At 73.6% G+C, this 18,656-nt stretch carries 17 protein-coding genes; 4 read left to right on the forward strand and 13 right to left on the reverse strand.

Annotation, left to right across the window (positions count from 1 at the left end; genetic code table 11):
• Window positions 1–281: 281 nt before the first annotated feature.
• The gene (locus AB852_RS10065; protein ID WP_073786223.1) at window positions 282–1,211 is read left to right on the forward strand and encodes a hypothetical protein; all 930 of its coding nucleotides are present in this window, start codon (window positions 282–284) and stop codon (window positions 1,209–1,211) included.
• Window positions 1,212–1,337: 126 nt separating this feature from the next.
• The gene (locus AB852_RS10070; RefSeq protein ID WP_073786228.1) at window positions 1,338–2,696 is read left to right on the forward strand and encodes a S28 family serine protease; all 1,359 of its coding nucleotides are present in this window, start codon (window positions 1,338–1,340) and stop codon (window positions 2,694–2,696) included.
• Window positions 2,697–2,908: 212 nt separating this feature from the next.
• On the opposite strand, the gene AB852_RS10075 is transcribed toward AB852_RS10070, so the two are convergent.
• From AB852_RS10075 to AB852_RS10105, 7 genes are all read right to left on the reverse strand, one after another.
• Window positions 2,909–3,334 carry an SgcJ/EcaC family oxidoreductase gene (locus AB852_RS10075; protein WP_245876703.1) on the reverse strand — a complete coding sequence of 142 codons (426 nt, stop codon included), beginning with the start codon at window positions 3,332–3,334 and terminating at the stop codon, window positions 2,909–2,911.
• A gap of 124 nt (window positions 3,335–3,458) precedes the next feature.
• Window positions 3,459–4,661 carry a S1 family peptidase gene (locus AB852_RS10080; protein ID WP_079184481.1) on the reverse strand — a complete coding sequence of 401 codons (1,203 nt, stop codon included), beginning with the start codon at window positions 4,659–4,661 and terminating at the stop codon, window positions 3,459–3,461.
• 327 nt (window positions 4,662–4,988) lie between these two features.
• The gene (locus tag AB852_RS10085; protein ID WP_073786233.1) at window positions 4,989–5,408 is read right to left on the reverse strand and encodes a hypothetical protein; all 420 of its coding nucleotides are present in this window, start codon (window positions 5,406–5,408) and stop codon (window positions 4,989–4,991) included.
• Between the two features lie 274 nt (window positions 5,409–5,682).
• Window positions 5,683–6,408, reverse strand: a complete 726-nt coding sequence (locus AB852_RS10090) for a Clp protease N-terminal domain-containing protein (RefSeq protein WP_073786236.1) — start codon at window positions 6,406–6,408, stop codon at window positions 5,683–5,685.
• Window positions 6,409–6,584: 176 nt separating this feature from the next.
• On the reverse strand, window positions 6,585–7,412 hold the full coding sequence (locus AB852_RS10095) for an MIP/aquaporin family protein (RefSeq protein ID WP_073786237.1): 828 nt from the start codon (window positions 7,410–7,412) through the stop codon (window positions 6,585–6,587).
• A 365-nt stretch (window positions 7,413–7,777) separates the two neighbouring features.
• The gene (ku, locus tag AB852_RS10100) at window positions 7,778–8,881 is read right to left on the reverse strand and encodes a non-homologous end joining protein Ku (RefSeq protein ID WP_073786239.1); all 1,104 of its coding nucleotides are present in this window, start codon (window positions 8,879–8,881) and stop codon (window positions 7,778–7,780) included.
• Window positions 8,882–8,983: 102 nt separating this feature from the next.
• Window positions 8,984–9,556: a TetR/AcrR family transcriptional regulator gene (locus AB852_RS10105; protein WP_073786241.1), complete on the reverse strand. Its 573-nt coding sequence runs from the start codon at window positions 9,554–9,556 to the stop codon at window positions 8,984–8,986.
• 261 nt (window positions 9,557–9,817) lie between these two features.
• On the opposite strand from AB852_RS10105, the gene AB852_RS10110 reads away from it, so the two are divergent.
• A complete protein-coding gene (locus AB852_RS10110) occupies window positions 9,818–10,810 on the forward strand; it encodes a DMT family transporter (protein WP_073786242.1) in 993 nt (330 codons plus the stop codon).
• Here the strand turns inward: AB852_RS10110 and AB852_RS10115 are convergent.
• From AB852_RS10115 to AB852_RS10135, 5 genes are all read right to left on the reverse strand, one after another.
• Window positions 10,777–11,007, reverse strand: a complete 231-nt coding sequence (locus tag AB852_RS10115) for a hypothetical protein (RefSeq protein WP_073786243.1) — start codon at window positions 11,005–11,007, stop codon at window positions 10,777–10,779. The genes AB852_RS10110 and AB852_RS10115 overlap by 34 nt on opposite strands.
• Window positions 11,008–11,096: 89 nt before the next feature.
• The gene (locus AB852_RS10120; protein WP_079184482.1) at window positions 11,097–11,858 is read right to left on the reverse strand and encodes a GNAT family N-acetyltransferase; all 762 of its coding nucleotides are present in this window, start codon (window positions 11,856–11,858) and stop codon (window positions 11,097–11,099) included.
• Window positions 11,859–12,078: 220 nt separating this feature from the next.
• A complete protein-coding gene (locus tag AB852_RS10125; RefSeq protein WP_073786245.1) occupies window positions 12,079–12,810 on the reverse strand; it encodes an LAETG motif-containing sortase-dependent surface protein in 732 nt (243 codons plus the stop codon).
• A 263-nt stretch (window positions 12,811–13,073) separates the two neighbouring features.
• Complete coding sequence (locus AB852_RS10130) at window positions 13,074–13,931, reverse strand: SMP-30/gluconolactonase/LRE family protein (RefSeq protein ID WP_073786246.1); 858 nt, start codon at window positions 13,929–13,931, stop codon at window positions 13,074–13,076.
• A 280-nt stretch (window positions 13,932–14,211) separates the two neighbouring features.
• Window positions 14,212–14,736: a mycothiol transferase gene (locus AB852_RS10135; protein WP_073786247.1), complete on the reverse strand. Its 525-nt coding sequence runs from the start codon at window positions 14,734–14,736 to the stop codon at window positions 14,212–14,214.
• A 219-nt stretch (window positions 14,737–14,955) separates the two neighbouring features.
• On the opposite strand from AB852_RS10135, the gene AB852_RS10140 reads away from it, so the two are divergent.
• Window positions 14,956–15,972: a hypothetical protein gene (locus AB852_RS10140; protein WP_073786248.1), complete on the forward strand. Its 1,017-nt coding sequence runs from the start codon at window positions 14,956–14,958 to the stop codon at window positions 15,970–15,972.
• Between the two features lie 45 nt (window positions 15,973–16,017).
• Here the strand turns inward: AB852_RS10140 and AB852_RS10145 are convergent, their stop codons facing one another.
• Entirely contained in the window at window positions 16,018–18,543 is a 2,526-nt protein-coding gene (locus tag AB852_RS10145; RefSeq protein ID WP_245876704.1) for a SpoIIE family protein phosphatase, read from the reverse strand.
• Between the last annotated feature and the right edge of the window lie 113 nt (window positions 18,544–18,656).

Below are 18,656 nucleotides of genomic sequence, written 5' to 3' on the forward strand. Positions count from 1 at the left end.
CGCCCCGGCACACCGCCCTCCCGGGCCCGCACCGGCCACAACCCCCTCGACCGCAAGGAATGCCTGCTCCGGGTGACCCGCAAGGTCACCACCCGCTCCACCGTCTGACCGCCCGCCCCGGGCACACATGTGCGCCGCGAAGCCCGGATCACCCAGGACGGTGGTCCTGTCGGCCGACACTCCCTCGTCCTGGGTGGGGAGGCGGATACGCCTGGCGGTCGATGCTTGCGGGTTCGGTCCCGGCCGAGTCTTGAACTCCGCTGTCTGAGAGGGGAGTTCCGGTGGATCGTTGGGATCGGGTCGGGCGGTTCGCGGCATACGGGGCGGCGCTGGCGTTGACGCCGTACTTGCTGATCAAGGTGTCGTGGGTGGTCGGTTCGCTCCTGGGGCTGCTGCCGGTCGGGGCCGGGTTCGGCAAGGCGGAGTGGGTGGTGCTGAACAGCGCCACGATCGGTATGGCGGGCATCGGGATCGCGATGGCGCTCGCACTGGTGAGGCCATGGGGAACCCGCATACCGGGAGCGCCGCTGGTCTTCTGCGCCTGGGTCGGGACGGGGTTCCTCGTCCCGGTGCTCCCGTACGCCGTTCTCGGTTCGCTGCTGGACGCTCCGGAATCCGGGAGCGGCACCGACCCGTCGATGCCGGTCTGGGAGGCCGTGCTGGTCCAGATCGGATTCGTGGGTACGGGGCTGGGTCTGGCCCTCGCGCTGCCGATGTACTTGCGGCGGCGCTGGCCGGAGGCGTTCACCGGCCGGCTCGGGGACGGCGGAGGGGGCTCACCAGGGCTGCCGCCGTGGACGGCCGCGGTCGGCGCCGCGGTCGGTCTCGTCTGGCTGTACTGGGCGGTGGGCGGCACCGCGGGTGTCGCCCACCGCGACGATCGGGACCTCGTCTGGCACGCGCTGTCCGGAGTCTTCGGACTCTGGGCCCTGGCGGCTTCCGCCGCTGTCTGGGCTGCCGTCCGGGGACGGCCCGCGCGTGTCCCTCGATGGGGTCCGACGGTGCTCGGCTGGCTGGGCTCGGGCTCGTTGTTCGCCTGGAGCGGCTGGAAGCTCCCGTTCACCCTGTACCTGGCGGTCGCACGACCGGCCGGCGTTTCCCTGCCGGAGAACCTCGCGCTCGCGGCGGTCCTGCACCTCGCGGCGGTGGCGACGGGCGCCGCGATGCTGAGGACGCTCGTCCGCGCGCGGCCCGCGTCACGGGACGCGTAGGCGCTTGCTCCCGCCTGTCCGGTGCTCCTCCTCCCCCGGCAGGGGGAGCCGGTCCCCTCGCGTGGGGGATCTTCCAGGTGCCGCCGCCCGATGTACTTGAGGCGGTCGGCACAGGAAAGGACCCGCATGCGCGCCCCCACGAGACGACGTCTGCTCACCTCCGCCGCGTCGGCGGCCTCGGCGGCCGGCCTGGCCGCGGCCCCCGTGCGGGCCGCGGAGCGGAAGCCCGTAGGCACCGTTGATCCGATGGACGCCCTGCGGGCGCTGCCGGGCCTGCGTGTCATCGAGGAACGGCCGGGCGCCGAGCCCGGCTACCGCTTCTTCGTGCTCGGGCTGCGCCAGCCGGTCGACCACGGCGCGCCCGGGGCCGGGACCTTCGAGCAGCGGCTGACCCTGCTCCATACCGCCGCCCACCGCCCGACCGTCCTGTTCAGCACGGGATACGAAGTGCCGCTCGTGCCACGGCGGACCGAACCGGCTGTCCTGCTCGGCGGCAATCAGATCGGCGTGGAGCACCGCTTCTTCGGCACCTCGCGTCCGGCGGCTCCCGGTTTCGAGACGTTGACGATCCGGCAGGCCGCCGCGGATCATCACCGTGTGGTGCGCCTCTTCCGCCGCCTGTACCCCGGTGCGTGGATCTCCACCGGAGGCAGCAAGGGTGGTACGGCCAGCGTGTACCACCGCCGCTTCCACCCGCACGACGTGGACGGGACCGTCGCCTACTCCGCCCCGAACAATGTCGACGACCGCGAGGACTCCGCGTATGTGCGGTTCCTGGAGCATGTGGGCACCGTCGCCGCCCGTGACGCGCTCAGGACGGTCCAGCGGGAGATGCTGCTGCGCCGCGGCCATCTCGTCGCCCGTTACGAGGCCTGGGCCGCCGCCACCGGCGACACCTTCCGCGTCATCGGCAGCGCCGACAAGGCACTGGAGACCGCGGTGCTGCGGGTGCCGTTCATGTTCTGGCAGCGCCACACCGCCGAGGACGCCGCGGCTGTCCCGGGCCCCGACGCCTCCACCGACGCGCTGTACGCATGGCTGGAGCGGACCGCCGCCCTGCCCGCCTACGCGGACTCCACGGCGAGGGACTTCATCCCCTACTGGTACCAACTCGGCACACAGCTCGGCTATCTCGACGTACCCACCGCCCATCTGGACGGACTGCTGCGCTACCCGGACGCCGTCGAGCCCCGCAGTTTCGTGCCGCGGGACATCCCGATGCGGTTCGACACCGAGGCCATGCCCGACATCGACAGCTGGGTGCGGCGGCGCGCCTCCCGGCTGCTCTTCGTCAACGGCACCCAGGACCCTTCCGTCGCGGAGCCCTTCCGGACCGGCCGTGGCGACGCGCGCGTGCTGTGGGTGCCGGGCGGCAACCACCACGTCACGATCGCGGATCTGTCGCCCGGCGACCGCGCGGAGGCCGTCACCGCACTGCGCCGGTGGGGCGCGGGCGGGCGAGGCCGGGGTTCGCGGGACGAGTGAATCTGGCCGGACGGACGCCGAAGGCGACCACGGCACGCGGGGTCACGGAACCCTCGTGGGCGCGGAGTCACCGGCGGCCGGCACACGGATGCGGGGGTGGTCCGGAGGCGGGTGCCTTCCGGACCACCCCCGGTGGGGGCCACGGGGTGCCGTGGGGGGATCGGCGACCGCGTGGCTCGGGGTGGTGGCTGATGCGCTCCGCCGGGTGCGGGCTACTCGGCGAAGACCTGGGTGTTCTGACTGGCCGTCAGGACCCAGCGACCGTCCTCCTTGGACATCACATGGAGCGGGGTGCCCTCACCTTCGCTCTCGATGAGCTCGCCGTCCGGGGTGACGTACCGCTGGCGGACCTTGACCGCGGCGACATCGGGGCGGACGAACAGGATGTGCACCACCTCATAGGTACCCAGTCCGTGCTTCGACGAGCCGGGGGGCACCTTGCGGGTGAACTCCGCGATCTCGTCCCGTCCGATGAGCCGTTTGCCGTGGCCCGTCGTCCAGATCGCGTCATGGCGGAACAAGGCCGCGAATCTATCGGGGAGTTCGTTGCGCTGCGCGTACTGGATCTCGGCGACGACCTGCTCGATCGCCTCGGTCTCGACCGCGCGGGTCCTGTCGTCCATGCTCGTCGCGTTCATGGGAGCAGCATCCGGCCTCAACCATGATTGAGGTCAAGCGCTGTTCCCCGGTGGCCGCGAAGGACGCCCGATGGCGGTCCGGCCGTGCTGCCGGGACGGCCGGACCGCCCGCTTCGGGGGCGCGTCAGTCGTCGTCCTCACCCGGCGCGCCGTCCTCGGGCGGGTTCGTGGTGCCGTCCTGCGGGGGCGCTGGGTCGGTGGGCGGCTGCTGGCCACTGCCGCCGTCGCCGAGGGTCGCGCCGAAGGCGGTCAGCGCGGTGGTGACGGGCTGGAAGAAGGTGATGCCGCCGCCCGCGCAGTCGCCGCTGCCGCCGGAGGTCAGACCGACGGCTCCGCCGTCACGGGTGAACAACGGGCCGCCGCTGTCACCGGGTTCGGCACACACATCGGTCTGTACGAGTCCGCTGACGGTGCCCTCGGCGTAGTTAACGGTGGCGTGCAGACCGGTGACCCGCCCCTCGTGCAGCCCGGTGGTGCTGCCCATCCGGGAGACCTCCTGGCCGACGGTCGCGTCGAGAGCCTGGCGGATCGCGACGGTCCGGCCCTGGCCCACGGCGACCACGCTCGGCGCCTGGACCGCCGGGTCGTCATACGACGCGACGGCGAGGTCCCCGGAGCCGGGGAAGGTCGCCTCCTGGATCGTGCCGAGCGGGGTGCCGTTGGCCTCGGTCCAGCGGGCGGTGGCGACCCCGCAGTGGCCCGCGGTGAGGAAGCCGGGGGCGCCGTCGCGGGTGGTGACGTTGAAGCCGAGTGAACAGCGCGCGCCGCCGCCGAGGATGGCGTCACCGCCCGAGGCGAAGGGGGTGAACTCACCGGCGGCCCGTTCGATCCGGGCCATGTCCGCGCCGAGTCCGGCGACGGTGGCCTTCAGCCGGTCCCAGTCGGCGCCCTTGACGGTCCGGTCGGCGGTGACCCGGATCTCGTTGGTGACGGGGTCGACGGCCCAGGACGTTCCCGGGATGGTGGCCTCGGCCTTGAGGGTGCTGGAGGCGGCCTTCAGTTCGGTGACGCTGTGCTCGACGCTGCGGACGACGGCTCCGGCCGCGCGGACCTGGTCCGCGGCCGTGTCGTCGTTACCGGCGACATTGACGACGACACGCCGCTCGTCGCTGTCGTAGTAGGCGCCGCCGAAGTTCTGGCCCAGTCGGTCGGCGAGCCGCGCGGAGAGTTCGGAGGCGGCCGGCGGGGTGAACTGCCGCAGGGCCGGGGTGTCCGGGCCGCTCTGCGTCGCACCGGCGTTCGGCAGGAGGACGGCCGCGGCGCCGAGGGCGACGACAGCGGCGCCCGCCACAGCCGCCTTGCGCTTGGGTATGCGTTGGTGTTTCAACGGGGTGACCTCCTGGGGAGCGGTGCCGCCCGTGGCGGCGAGCCGTGGAGCGGCCGAACGGCGTTGAGTACGGGCGAGCCGCGCCCCGCGTTCAGACCACCGCGCGTCGCTCCGGGGCGGCTGGCCGAAACCCGTCTCCCCCGCACCTCGTTGACCTGCGGTCCCGTCGAGCGGCCCACGGACGGGCGGCTTCCGTCCGACGGGAATTCACCGGACCGCCATCGACGGCCGTACGCGCTACGGCACAGAACTCCGCGCCGTTCCGGGTATGTTCGCGCCCCACCGGTACGACGCGGGGAACAGGCGCACCGGGCGGTCGGTGGCCGCTCACACCCGGGTGCCAACGGCTATCCGCCCGTTCCCGGACAGCCGGACCAGGGCCCGCAGGACGATGGCGAGCCGGGCCTCGTCCAGTTCCTGGACCCGGGACAGGGCGGTCTGATGGGAACCGGCCATGGACAGCACGAAGCCGAGGAACACCCGCTCGGCGGCGGACAGTTCCAGGACGTACAGCTGGCGGGCGAGCGCGGACCAGTCGCAGCGGAGCCCGGTGGCCGTGTCCTCCCTGACGAGGACGAGCCGTATGTCGTCCCGGCCGAGGAGCCCGGCCTCCTCGGTCAGCGCGCTGACGGCGGCCTGGTCGCGGGCGGTGACGGCCCAGCGCCGGAGCCGTTGCGGCAGCGCGGGCGGCGGGGCCGCGCCGCCGGGGTCGGACGAGGTGAGGTCGGTGTCTCTGCTGATGGGCATGCGGGGCCTCCGCGGGGGCGCGGCCACCCTGGACGGTCGCCCCGGCGGCCCCGGGGGCGGTTGCGCCGCCCCCGGGGCCCGGCCGGGGCGGTCGGACCCGGGTGAGCGGGTTCGCCGGTACGTTCCGGTTTCACCTGCTCATACGCTTCCGGCCGCCGCTTGGTTCAGCCTGTGACGGTTCACACGCCGAGCGGCCGAACGCACGAACGGGCGCACCCCGGCGCACGACGCGGCGCACGCCCCGGCACACGGTCGCCGCCGGGCGGGCCGGGGATCATCCCCGTACGGCTTCCAGTTCGGTGACGACGAACTCCTCCGCCGCGGCCTTGGCGACCCCCGCGGCGGAGAGCACGCCCCGGCCGTCCTCGAACTCCAGCAGGGCGAGCAGGAGATGCTCGGTGCCGACGTAGTTGTGACCGAGCCGCAGCGCCTCACGGAAGGTCAGTTCCAGCGCCTTCTTCGCCCCGGCGTCGTACGGCACCAGGTCCGGCACGTCCTCGGCCGCGGGCGGCAGGGCGGCCCTGGCGGCCTCCTTGAGGGCGTCGAGGCCGACGCCCTGCGCGGTGATCGCGCGGGTTCCGAGGGATCGCGGTTCGGTGATCAGCCCCAGGATCAGATGGACGGTGCCGACCTGGTCGTTGTCGGCGGCCCTGGCGTCGTTGTGGGCGACCGTGACGACATTGCGCGCGGGGACGGTGAAGCGGCTGAAGCCCTGACCGGGGTCCAGGGCCGGAGGCTCCCCCGGATTCTTGGGCACGAACCGCTTCTGGGCGGCCTGGCGGGTGACTCCCATGCTCCTGCCGATGTCGCTCCAGGACGCTCCGCCCCGGCGGGCCTGGTCCACGAAGTGGCCGATCAAATGGTCGGCCACCTCACCGAGATGGTCGGCGGCGACTACCGCGCTGGTGAGCTGTTCGAGGGTGTCGGGATGCGCGGTCTTGATGGCGTCGATCAGATCGTCGAGGCGGACGGGTGGCTTGATGTGCTGCGCTTCGGTCATGAGGCAACCCTAGGTTGACACTCCAGCTGCCGTCAACCCGAGGTTGACACCTTTCGGCCTCTCGTAGGTCGGGTCCTCCCCCACAGGTACGGGGCCCCGCGCGCGGTCAGCGAAGAACGACGTGCCCACCCGGGCGGACCCGGGTGGGCACATGGTCATGGTGGAGGTCCCGGAGGTCAGCTCTCGCCGTCCGGCGCGGGTACCCGGCCGGGTTCCTGCGGTTTCGCGTCGGCCTCCGTCAGGAACGGGCTGATGAGGAAGCGGTAGGCCGCGGCACCCAGCACACCGCCGACGAGCGGTCCGACGATCGGCACCCAGAAGTAGATGTTGCCGTATTGATCTCGCCATGCGTCGTGATAGCCGGTGATGTAGCTGGCGAACCGGGGGCCGAGGTCACGGGCCGGGTTGATGGCGTAGCCCGCGTCGGTGCCCCACGCCATCCCGATGGCGACCACCAGCAGACCGATGATCAGCGGTCCGAGGTTGGCGCCCGGCGGTGTGTTGAGGAGGTCGGTCACCGCGAAGATGACGAACAGGAGGATCGCCGTACCGATGATCTGGTCCCGCAGGGCCCCCCACTCACTGATCGGGAGGCTGCCGTTGCCGGGCAGGGTCGAGAAGACGATCTGGGTCTTGAAGGTGTGCCCCGGGTCCGCCATGGCCAGGACTTCGCTGTAGTTCCAGCGGACGAGCAGCGCGGCGAGGAAGGCACCCAGTGTCTGCGCGAGCGCGTACGGGAGCACCTTGCGCCACGAGAAGCCCTTGAACACCGCGAGCGCCAGCGTCACCGCGGGGTTGATGTGGGCGCCGCTGATCCGGGCCGCCACGTACACACCGAGTGTCACGCCGAGGCCCCAGGCCCAGGCGATGCTGTCGTGGTCACCGATACCGGCGGCGACCACCTGCGCGACCACTCCGCATCCGAAGAGGATGAGGATGAAGGTTCCGGCGAACTCGGCCGAGAGCTCCCCGGCCATACTGTTCCGCCACCCACGTTTCGTCATGAGTACCGGCCTCCTGACCTTGGGATTCGGCTGCCCTCCGACGATATGCACGAAAGGTCGCCTTTGACGCCTGGAACGGCGTGAAGTGAGGCCATTCGGGGCGCGATCCGGCACACGGCACCGCTGTTCGGGACCCGGGTTACGGCGGCGATGCCGGGCCCGGGGCCACGCGGCCCCGGGCAGTGGAGCGCGGCAGGGGCCGGGCCGCGACCGAAGCGCGGGTCGACGGCGACCGCGGACGGGCACCCGGGGGCGGGAACGCGCGGGGGCGGGGCGGGGGCATTGCGAGCGGGAAGGCGGAGCCGGGGCCCGGCCCCTCGCCGCGCGCGGCGCCCATCGCGGCGCCCCGGCAGCCCGTGGGTCCGTCACGCCGACTTGTCGGTCCGGGTGTTCCGTTTCGTGGTGGACGCGGACGCAGACTTCTTCGCCGGCTTCTTCGCGGTGCTCGCCGGACTCCGGGCCTTCTTCGCCGCGCCCTTGGCCGCACCCGACTTCTTCGCGGGCGCCTTCTCAGCAGCCGACTTCTTCGTGGGTGCTTTCTTGGCGGCGGCCTTCTTCGCGGGTGCCTTCTTGGCGGCGGCCTTCTTCGACGTACCCCGAGCGGCCCCGTCCCCCGTCGCGCCCTTCGCGCTGCCTCGCCGGGCCGACCTGCGGGGCAGTTCATGGACGGTGGCCTCGCGGCCCGCGGGGGCCTCCTCGCCATGGGTCCGTTCGAGGGACTGCCGCAGCGCCGACATCAGATCGAGCACCTCGCCGCCGGGCTCCTCGTCCGGCACGGCCTCGGGCGGTGCGGTGCCGGAGGACTTGGCGGCGATGACCTGTTCCAGCGCTTCGCGGTACTCGTCCTTGAACGCCGAGGGCTCGGTCGCGGGCATGCTGTCGACCAGGGTGACGGCGGCCTCGATCTCCCGTTCGCCGACCTCGACGTCACCGGGCACCAGCGCGTCGGGGGACCGCACCTCGTCGGGCCACTTCATGGCGTGCAGCACCAGGACATCGTCCTTCACCCGCAGCAGCCCGAGCCGTTCCCGGCCGTGCCAGGCGAACTTGGCGACGGCGACCTTGGCATTGCGTTCGAGCGCCTTGCGCAGCAGGACGTACGGCTTCGCCGCGACCTGTCCGGCGCCCTCCAGGTAGTAGCCCTCACCGATCCGGATCGGGTCGATGCTCGCGGCGGGCACGAAGCCGGAGATCTCGATGGCCTTCGCGGTGGGCAGCGGGATGGCGTCGAGCTCGTCCTCGGTGATCTCGATCGTGTCGCCGTCGGGGGTCTGGAAACCCCGGCCGATCTCGTCCACGGAGAGGGTCCGGCCGTCCGTCTCGCACACCTTCTTGACCCGGACCCGGGCCATGTCCGTGCGGTGGTACTGATGGAAGGAGATGCTGTGGTTCTCGGTGGCGGGCACCACCTTGACCGGGATCGTGACCAGGCCGAAGGTGATGGCCCCCGACCATACGGGACGCGGCATGACGGACCTCCCGATCCCCTGGGACTGCCGTCAGCCTAGGTCGGCGCACCGGGCCCGGCACCCCGGGGCGAAGGTCCGGCGCACCCTGGACGACGGGTCCGGTCACCGTCCCCGTCCGGGCGGCCCCGCCAGTTCGACCGCCCGGGCGCCCGCGTGGCCGATCGGGTCAGGGAAGAGCCCCAGTCCATGGGCGACCAGAGCGCCCTCGTGGAGCAGCATCACCGAGCGGGCCACCGCGTCGGCCCGCCGTCCCGTTCCGGCGCCGCCGCCCTCGTGGACCAGCCGGGTGAAGAGATCCAGCATCCAGCGCTTCTGACCGCTGATCACGGGGAGCGCCGGATGCCCGGGGTCGCTGATCTCGGCGCGCGCGTTGACCATGCCGCAGCCGCGCGGGCTGTGCTCGGTCATCCAGTCGGCGGACGCGTCGAAGACGGTCCGCAGCCGGTCGGCGGGCGCGGCGGCGCCGAGCCGGTCCAGAAGGTAGGCGCGCCAGCGTTCGTCCCGGTCGGCGAGGTACTCCACGACGAGCTGGTCCTTGGAGCCGAAGCGGTCGTACAGGGTCTTCTTGGTGACTCCGGCCTCGGCCGCGATGAGGTCGACGCCGACCGCGTGGATGCCCCGGTCGTAGAAAAGGCGCTCGGCCGCGGCCAGTACGCGGCGCCCGGCGGGCGTCATGGCGACCCGGCGGAGTCCGGCCGCCGGAGCATCCGGACCACCCGCGCCTGGCGGACCACCCGAGCCGGTCGAGCCGCTGTCGTGGCCCCTACCACTGCCACTGCCACTGCCACGGTCGCTGTCGCTGTCACGGTCCGAAGAAGTACTCACCTCCCCATAGTAGACCGATCTGTATAGTGAGCCAGGTGCCGAGGTAAACAGATCGGTATACCCGGAACGGAGACGGCCCACGGGTGATCGGGTCGTGGGAGGTGAGGAACCGTGAACGTCCTGCTCTCGGCGGCATTGGTGGTGTGCTGGAGTTCCGGGTTCATCGGGGCGAAGCTCGGGGCGGGGACCGCTCCCGTGCTGACGGTGCTGATGTGGCGGTTCGTGCCGCTGGCCCTGCTGCTGTTCGCGTTCGCCGCGCTGCGGGCGCGGGGCGCCTGGCGCGGACTGACCGCGCGGGAGGCCGCCCGCGAGATCGTGATCGGCGCGCTGTCCCAGAGCGGATACGTCCTGGCGGTGTACTACGCCATCCAGCTGGGCGTCTCCAGCGGGACGACCGCGCTGATCGACGGCATCCAGCCACTGGTCGCCGGAGCGCTGGCCGGACCGCTGCTGCGGGAGTACGTGTCGGGGCGGCAGTGGGCGGGACTGTGCCTGGGGGTCGCGGGTGCGGGGCTGGTGGCCGCGGCCGACGCGGCGGGGACCACGGCGCCGTGGTGGGCGTACGCGATACCGGTGCTCGGCATGCTGTCCCTGGTGGCGGCGACCGTGCTGGAGGCCCGCTCCCCCACCCGGGTCGCCCCGGCGGTGTCGATGACGCTGCACACCGGGACCAGCGCGGTGCTCTGCGCGGCGGCGGCGCTCGTGAGCGGTTCCGCCGTCCCGCCGGCCGACCCGGACTTCTGGGCGGCGACGCTCTGGCTCGCGGCCGTCGCGACACTCGGCGCCTACGGGCTGTACTGGCTGATGCTGCGGCGGGTGGGTGTCACCCGGGTCAACACCCTGATGTTCCTGATGGCTCCGGTGACGGTCGTATGGGGCGCCCTCACGTTCGGTGAGCCGCTGGGCCCCTGGACGGTGGCGGGGCTGGCCGTCGGACTGATCGCCGTGGCCGTGGTCCAGTACGGCGCGCCCCCGCCGCGACCGGCGGCGGTGCTCCGCGTCGGCATCGGGGCGGACGCGCGACGGGGACCCGTGTCCCGGGCCGGGGGTGAACGGGTCCCCGGGGCGGCTCAGCCCCGCGGCCGGGCGGCCGACAGCAGGTAGCCCGCCATATGGACCGGGGTGGTCGCCTTGCGGTCCATGTCGTGCGTGAGGTGCGCGGTCTCCTTCCTGAGGTCGACGGACCGCCCCTGGTCGTTGCTGTCGGTGGTGACGGACGCGGCCGCCGCCTGGGCGGTGGCCGCGCCGCACATCATCAGCGCGCCGGCGGTGGCGGCGAGCGTGGCGTGACGGAGGTTCACTGGCTGGTCTCCCGGATCGTGTCGTCGGTCGGATACGCGCCTTGTCAACGAAAGACGCGCCCGTTCGTGGCGGTCCGGGGCCACGCGGTTCAGTCCGGCACCGCGCCGGGGACGATCACGGTGAGATAGGTGCCGGTGAGGCGGAAACCGAGGGTCTCGTAGCGGCGGCGCGCCGGATTGCCGTCGGTCACCGCGAGTTCGAGGGAGTCCAGCCCCCGCGCGGCCGCGTCCGCGAGCACATGCCGCAGCAGCGCGTCGCCCACCCCGGCGTAGCGGGGACCGGGCTCCCGGAACACGTCCGCGATCCACGGCTGGCCCTCGCGGTCCGTGACGATGACGCCCGCGACCACCCGGTCGCCGCCGTCCACGGCGAGCGCGCTGCACGGCAGCACCGGCCCGAGCACCCGTCCGCCGAGCAGCGGCGCCAGCCGTTCCCGGAACGCCTCCTCGTCCCCGCCCGGATGGTGGTCGGGGTGTCCCGGGCCGAACGCGGCACGCCAGGCGGGCAGCAGCGCGCGCGGGTCCCGGTCGTACGGCACCACCGACGGCGGGCCGTCCGGGCCCGCCGGGAAAGGGGCCAGGGGTGGCAGATCCCCCGTCAGCTCGCGGCGCATCCCATGGGCGTGCCGCAGCACCCGCGCGCCCTCGGCGAGCAGCGCCCGCCCCAGTTCCACCCCGCCCGACACGGCCCAGCCGGGCATACCGGCCAGCACCGCCGGTACGGCGCCGGGGCCGGTCACCTCCGCGAGATCCGCGCAGGGGAGCCCCGCGCGTTCACCCCTGACATAGGTCATCACCGGTATGCCGTCGGCACCGGTGAGCACCTGCCGTTCGTCGTCTTTCCACGTCACTCGTCGTATCCGTCCCTCGTCCGACCGGTCGCGTCGCATGGTGCGGTGCGGTGCACGCGGTCCGCAACGCGATTTCCCGGCACGTGTCACATGGCCGGACGTGACCTTCGTACGGGTGTCCGACGCCTGCGCTGGACCGGGACGGCGGCCGGGCCGGGGCGGACGCGAAGTGCCCCGCCGTCCTGGGGACGGCGGGGCACCGGTACGGCTGTCAGGGGCGTCAGTCGCTGGCGCCGCGCCGCTTGCGGGTGGCGATCAGGATGCCGCCGCCGGCCAGCACCACGAGCGCCGCGGCACCGGCGATCACCGGGGTCGCGCTGGAGCCGCCGGTCGCGGCCAGGTCCTCGTCCGACGGCGCCGTGCTGGACGCCGGGGTGGGCACGGCCGGGGCCGTGGAACTCTCGCTCGCCGCGGGCTCGGACGGCTCCGGCGAACCGGTCCCGCTCGGCTCGGGCGAACCGGGCTCCGAAGGCTGCGCCGGGCCCGAGGACGGCGGCTCCGACGGCACGGGGGTCTGCGTCGGGGTGCCCGGCCCGGACGGCTCCGGGGTGCCGGACGGTTCGGGCGTCCCCGACGGCTTCGGGGACTCGCACACCGGAGCGGTCTTCGTCTCGTCCACGTCGAACTGGTCGCCGTCGCCCGCCTCGACGACCAGCCGGACCTCCAGCTCCTTGCTGTGGCCGGGCAGCGTCAGCTTGTCCGAGAACGCAGCTCCGAACTTCTTCGTCGGCAGCAGGTCCTTACCGTCGACCGTGATGGTCACCGTGTTGGTGACCTTGTCGTTCTTGTCCTGGTATCCCTTGAGGTCGACGGTCACCTCGGAGCAGGTCACGGACCACACCGGGGTGTGGGCGGACGCCGGGAGGGCGCAGAGGCCGAGCCCGACGAACCCGGCGGCCGCGCCCGCCACGAGGACGCCCGAGCGCTTCCACGCACGGGGTGTTCCCTTCATGAATCCTCCACGAACTGTCGTACTTCCGTACGGGGGGTCTGACAACCAGCGCACAGTACTCCCCCGGTCCCCCTGGTCCGCAGCCGTACCGGGAACCCCGACGCCCACTCGTTACCCGGAGTTGGCACCGGGTCCCTCGACGTCCCACCCGATCCCCTCGCCGTCAGGCCCACTTGACGCCCTGATGGCGAGGCGCACGACCATTTCGCCTGCGTACACGGGACGTTCAGCTCGGACGAGCCCGGAACCCCGCCCGTGGCCGGTCAGAGCGGCCGGTACGCGGCGGCGGGCGGGCCGGGGACCTCGACGCGGGCCGTGAAGACGGCGCCGTCGTACGGGCCCGGGTCCGCCAGACCGCCCCTAGCGCTGGTCACATGGAGCGTGTCGCCGTGCAGACAGACCCCGGCGGGCTGGGCGGCGGGCAGCCGCAGCAGATGGCTGCGCACCCCGTCGGGGCGATACCGGTGGACGGTGCCGGTTCCCCACACGGCGACCCACAGCGCGCCCTCGTCGTCCACGGTCATCCCGTCGGGCAGCCCCTCGGAGAACGTCACGAAGAGCTGCGGAGTACCGAGTTCACCGCTCGCCGGGTCGACCGGATAGCGGCGCACCACGCCCTTCACACTGTCGGCGAGGTACATCAGGGTGCCGTCGGCGCTGAACGCGGGGCCGTTGGGGACCGTCAGTCCGGTGACCGCCCGGGTCACCGTGCCGTCCCGGTCCACCCGGTAGAGGGACGAGGCACCCGCCACCGCGTCGTACGCCATGCTGCCCGCCCAGAACCGGCCGTGCGGGTCGGCGCTCCCGTCGTTCATCCGCATCCGCTCGGGCGCGTCGTCCTCGGGCCGCGCCAGCCAGCGGGTCCCGCCGTCCGGACCGAGCAGGCAGATCCCGGTGCCCGCCGCGGCGATCCAGCTCCCCGGACGCCCGGCGACGGGGGCGACCGCGCCCAGCGGCACCCCGGTCCGCAGCACGGTCTCCAGCGGGGCGGCCGGGTCGGCGGGCGCCGCGAGGAGACGGCCGGTGGGGATGTCGACCAGGAAGACCCGGCCGTCGACGGACCGGACGCCCTCGCCCAGTTCGAGTCGGTCGGCGTACCGGGGCATGAGGTCGGTGGCCATGTGCGGGACTCCTGTGGTGGCGGGCGCGGTGGGCGACCGGGGCGTTCCCCGGCGGGGCGGGACACGGGGTCGGATCGCGGCCGGCGCGGAACGCGGTCGCGCGCCGGGCCGGACATGATCGATGCACGCTACATGGACGATCGTGGGGGTCGTGCCCGGGGCCGGTCACGGAGGCCAGGCGGCACCGGTGGCAGTGGCTACGGGCCACCGGGCGGTCAGGCCACCGGGCCGTCGGGCCACCGGGCCAGGGAAGGTCCGGCGTCGCGCGCGAGGTGAGGGGCTAACCGCCCGCCCGCTCCAGCATCCCCCGGACGAACGCGGCCTGCCCCACATGCTGGAGGTCGTCGCTGAGCACGCTGATCAGCCGGACGCCGAGCGTCACCGCCGGGGACCAGCCCTCGTCCACCACCCGGTCCAGGTCGGTGTCCGCGAGTTCCCGTACGTAGCGCACCGTCCGGTCGTGCACGGCGTCGTGGTAGCCGGTCAGCAGCCGCGCGGACCCGACGCGCATCCGGCCGACCTGACGGGCGGAGTGCCCGTACCCGGTGGCCAGCCGGGCGTACGGCAGCCCGAACCGGGTCACCCAGTCCCCGGTGACCCATTCCTGAGTGATGCCCGCCGCGTCGGACACATGGTCGTCCTGGACCCGGGTGAGGTGCCAGACGAGCCAGCCGACGCTGTTGGCGTCCGGGTCGACCCGGGCCGTGAGGTCGTCCGGGGTGAGTCCCCCGACGACCGCGTGCACCTCCTCCCGGACCCGCCCGAAGGCGTCCACGAGCAGTTCGGCACTCCGCGCACCCGCCATACCCGGCACTCCTGATCCGTCTCGTCCACGCCCGCGCCGCGCCCCGGCCCGGCCGCGGTCTCCCGTCCGCACCTGCCCCGTCAGGATCGCCGACGCACGTCCCCGTGTCCTGCGGAGCACCCGCCGCGAACCGGACCCGCCGATTCCGACCGGCGGCCCGGTACAGCCGATCCCGGCGGATCAGGTCCGCTTGTCGGACCTTGCCGTTATCGTGCGTGCATGATCTTCCGCAGAGCCCGGTTCACCACTGCCGTGGCCGGATTCGAGGCCGCCGTGCGGGGCAGGGACCCCCGGACCTCGCAGGAGGCGTTCGCCGCGCTCCACCAGCACTTCGAGCGGGCCGGTGAGAGCGAGTTCGCCGACGCGGCGCCCCGGCTGGCCGCGCTGCTGGCGGAGTTGCCGCCCGGCCCCCGCGCGGTCACCGCGCAGCTGATCGGGGCGTGCGTGGAGCGGGGCGCGGACCCGCTGGTGTGCGCGCCCGCGCTGCTGGCGGGGCTGGCCCGGACGCTGGAGGCGGCGGCGGAGTTCCCGGCCCGCTGGCGCGCGGCCGGCGGGGGCGAGCTGCCGCAACCGGACGCGGGGGAACCGCACTCCGGGGTGGTCGCACGGGTCGGGGAGGACGTTGCCCGGGGCTGGTGGAACCTGCCGCTGTGGGAGACCGCGGCGCTCGCGGTGCTCAACCACCGGGCGGTACGAGGCGTGGTCCCGGACCGGCCGGGGCTGCTCGCGACGGCCGGCCGGATAGCCGACGCGGCCGACGGCCATCTCCAGTGTCTGATCCACGCGCTGCTGGTGCTGGACGACGAGCCGCTGGTCGTCCTGCACCGCGACACCCGCACGGGATACCGGATGCGGATGACGGGGATAGCCGACAACTTCCAGCTCCACACCCTGCTCGCGGCGGAGCTGGCCGGTGCCGGGCACGTCCCCGGCGAGATCCCGGCACCGGAAGCCGTGGCCGTGTGCCGGGACGCCCCCGGCCAGGTGCCCACCACGGGCACGTTCCAGCTGACCGCGCCGGACGGCGGTGCGATCTGGAACGAGGGCACGCCGTCGGACATCCCGGTGGTGGACGGGGTCCGGCTGCTGGTCCTCGATCCGCCGCCGTACGCGCGTGGCTGGCCGACGGGCCGCTTCCTCGCCGGGATGCCCGGTGATCTGCGGCTGGAGCGTGTACTCGACGCGGCGGAGACCGGCCGCTGGTTCGGCTCGGTGGCCGACGAGGCCAGACGCTGACGCACGGCTGGTCCGAGGCCGGGCACCCGGTCCACGGATGGCCGTTCAGGGGCGGGCCGGACCGGTCACGATCTCGGCCCAGACCTGTTTCCCGCCGCTGACCGGTACGGTCCCCCAGGCCGCCGTGACCGCCTCGACCATGAGCAGGCCCCGCCCGCCGGTCGACTCCCAGGGCGTCGCGACCGGTTTCACGGGGGACCGGGGCGAGGCGTCACCGACGGCCACCCGCAGCCGGTCGCGTACGAGGGTGAGATCGAGCCGGACCGGGCCGGTGGTGTGCAGCAGCGCGTTGGTGACGAGTTCGGTGACGACGAGGAGCACGGTGTCGGCGGTGTCGGCGCCGCCCGTGCCGCTGCCGTTGGTTCCGGTGCCCTCGGTTCCGGTGCCGGGGCGCCAGTCGTCCAGGGTGCGGCCGGTGAAGTCGCGGGCCGCCCGGACCGCGTGGGGCTCTCTCCGCACGGTCAGGCCCGCGCGGCGCGGGCGGACGGCGGTGCCGTCGTAGCGCATCAGCAGCAGCGCGACGTCGTCGTTGCGGTTGGCCCCGTCGAGGAGGGCGTCGGCGACAAGGCCGAGATGCCCGGGGTCGGAGCGGGCGAGCGCGTCCCCGAGCGCGGCGATCCCCACATCGATGTCGCAGCCCGCCGACTCCACCAGGCCGTCGGTGGTCAGCGCGACGAGCGTGCCCGGTTCCAGTACGAGTTCGGTCATCGGGAAGTCCGCGTCGGGGACCACGCCGAGCGGGGGGCCGCCCGCCGTGTCGACGGTGTCGACGCGCCCGTCGGGCAGCCGCAGCACCGGCGGCAGATGGCCCGCGCGGACGCACAGCACGGACCCCGACTCCATGTCGACGTCGAGGTAGCAGCAGGTGGCGAAGAGGTCGGTCTCCATCCCGACGAGCAGCCGGTTGGTGTGCGAGATGACGACGTCCGGTGAGTGGCCCTCGATGGCGTAGGCGCGCAGCGCGGTCCGCATCTGGCCCATCAGGCTCGCGGCCACGGCGTTGTGCCCCTGGACGTCACCGATCACCAGGGCCACATGCTGGTCGGGCAGCGGGATCACGTCGTACCAGTCGCCGCCGACCTCCAGTCCGGCGACGGTCGGCAGATAGCGGGCGACGGCCCGGCCGCCGGGGATGTCGGGGAGTCTGCGGGGCAGCAGGGACCGCTGGAGGGTGCCGACGAGTTCGTGTTCGGCGTCGCTGGCGCGGACCCGGGTGAGGGCCTGTCCGGCGAGGCCCGCCGCGGCGGTGAGGAAGGCGCGTTCGTCGGCGCCGAAGGCGTGCGGCTCGTCCCAGCCGATCAGACAGAGTCCGGCGGTGCGGCCCCCGGCGGGCAGCGGCAGTACGGCCAGGCCGCCGGGGCCGACCTCGGCGACGTCCGGTTCGAGCGGGGTGCCGGCCTCCAGGATCGCGGGGCGGCCGTCGCGGATGGCGGCGGAGAGCGTCGGCATGGCGCGCAGCGGGGCGTCGGGCCACTCGGAGCGCCATTCGGTGCGCCAGGTCCCGGGCCACAGTTCGGGGTCGGGCGGGTCGAGGACGGTGACGACGAGGCGTTCGCCCTCCAGTTCGGCGAGGGCGATGCGGTCGGCGTTCAGGGGTCCGCGCAGTCCGGCGGCGACGGCCTGGCTGGCCTCGCGGACGGTGGAGGTGCCCGCGAGGACGGCGGCGAGGCGCTGGACCCGGGTGACGTCGGTGACGCCGGAGCGCAGGTCGGAGGTGTCGGTGACGGTGCCGAGGAGCCGGGTGCGGCCGTCGGCGTCGGCGACGACCTGGCCGCGCAGCCGCAGCCAGCGCGGTTCACCGGAGGGCCGCTGGATGCGGAAGTCGAGTTCGCGGTCGCCGATGGCCATGTGGTCGGCCTCGACGACGGACATCAGGGTGGGCAGGTCCTCGGGGACGGTCTGGGCGAGCAGGGTCTCGACCCGGCCGTCGAAGTCCCCCGGGGCCATGCCGAAGAGGGCGAGGAGCCGTGCGTCGGCGTCGATGCGGCCGGAGTCCATCGCGAGGCCGAAGGAACCGGCGTCGTCGTGGTCGCCGGGGCAGGTGTCGCGGGCCGGGGCGGGGACGGTGCCGCCGAGGGCCGCGGCGAGCAGTACGAGGACGTCCTGTTCGCCGGTGCCGAAGCCGCCGGGGCGTTCGGTGACCGCGAGGAGGCATCCGGCGTGCCCTGCGGCGTCACCGAGCGGCAGCGCGGCGACGGAGATGTCCTTGGCCCGCGACTGGTCGGGCGGCGGGCAGCCGTCGAGGGCGTCGGGGGTGAGCCACAGCGGGGCGCGTTCACGGCGTGCGGCGGCCATGGGTGAGTCGCCGTCGGCGGGGTAGGTGTCGCGCAGTCCGTACAGGCTCCGGGGTACACCGGCGCTCTCGACCAGGGCGAGGGCGGAGCCGGTCGTGTCGGGGGTGTAGACGGCGGCGAGGGTGGCTCCGGAGAAGACGAGGGCCTGTTCGATGACGGAGCGGAGCCTTCCGGCGGGTTCGCGTGGTCCGGGGAGGGCCGCGATGGCGCGTTCGGCGCTCAGGGCGCCCGCGGTCGCCGTGACCCGCGGCGCCCCGGTCGCCTCCGCGGCCGTCATGCCCTGTTCTGACCCGCCCTCGCTCGCCACATCCGTCATTACAGCGCTTCCGGGGCGTGGGCGCAGCCCTTGCCGGGTTCCGTGTCCTGCGCGTCGTGGGGCGGCCCGCGGGA

Source organism: Streptomyces uncialis, assembly GCF_001905345.1.
Taxonomy (GTDB): domain Bacteria; phylum Actinomycetota; class Actinomycetes; order Streptomycetales; family Streptomycetaceae; genus Streptomyces; species Streptomyces uncialis.

Coding starts and splice junctions, on each gene's coding strand:
- AB852_RS10070 (WP_073786228.1), top strand. CDS start 1,338: ATGCGCGCCCCCACGAGACGACGTCTGCTCACCTCCGCCGCGTCGGCG.
- AB852_RS10075 (WP_245876703.1), bottom strand. CDS start 3,334: ATGAACGCGACGAGCATGGACGACAGGACCCGCGCGGTCGAGACCGAG.
- AB852_RS10085 (WP_073786233.1), bottom strand. CDS start 5,408: ATGCCCATCAGCAGAGACACCGACCTCACCTCGTCCGACCCCGGCGGC.
- AB852_RS10090 (WP_073786236.1), bottom strand. CDS start 6,408: ATGACCGAAGCGCAGCACATCAAGCCACCCGTCCGCCTCGACGATCTG.
- AB852_RS10095 (WP_073786237.1), bottom strand. CDS start 7,412: ATGACGAAACGTGGGTGGCGGAACAGTATGGCCGGGGAGCTCTCGGCC.
- ku (WP_073786239.1), bottom strand. CDS start 8,881: ATGCCGCGTCCCGTATGGTCGGGGGCCATCACCTTCGGCCTGGTCACG.
- AB852_RS10105 (WP_073786241.1), bottom strand. CDS start 9,556: ATGACGCCCGCCGGGCGCCGCGTACTGGCCGCGGCCGAGCGCCTTTTC.
- AB852_RS10125 (WP_073786245.1), bottom strand. CDS start 12,810: ATGAAGGGAACACCCCGTGCGTGGAAGCGCTCGGGCGTCCTCGTGGCG.
- AB852_RS10130 (WP_073786246.1), bottom strand. CDS start 13,931: ATGGCCACCGACCTCATGCCCCGGTACGCCGACCGACTCGAACTGGGC.
- AB852_RS10135 (WP_073786247.1), bottom strand. CDS start 14,736: ATGGCGGGTGCGCGGAGTGCCGAACTGCTCGTGGACGCCTTCGGGCGG.
- AB852_RS10140 (WP_073786248.1), top strand. CDS start 14,956: ATGATCTTCCGCAGAGCCCGGTTCACCACTGCCGTGGCCGGATTCGAG.
- AB852_RS10145 (WP_245876704.1), bottom strand. CDS start 18,543: ATGACGGCCGCGGAGGCGACCGGGGCGCCGCGGGTCACGGCGACCGCG.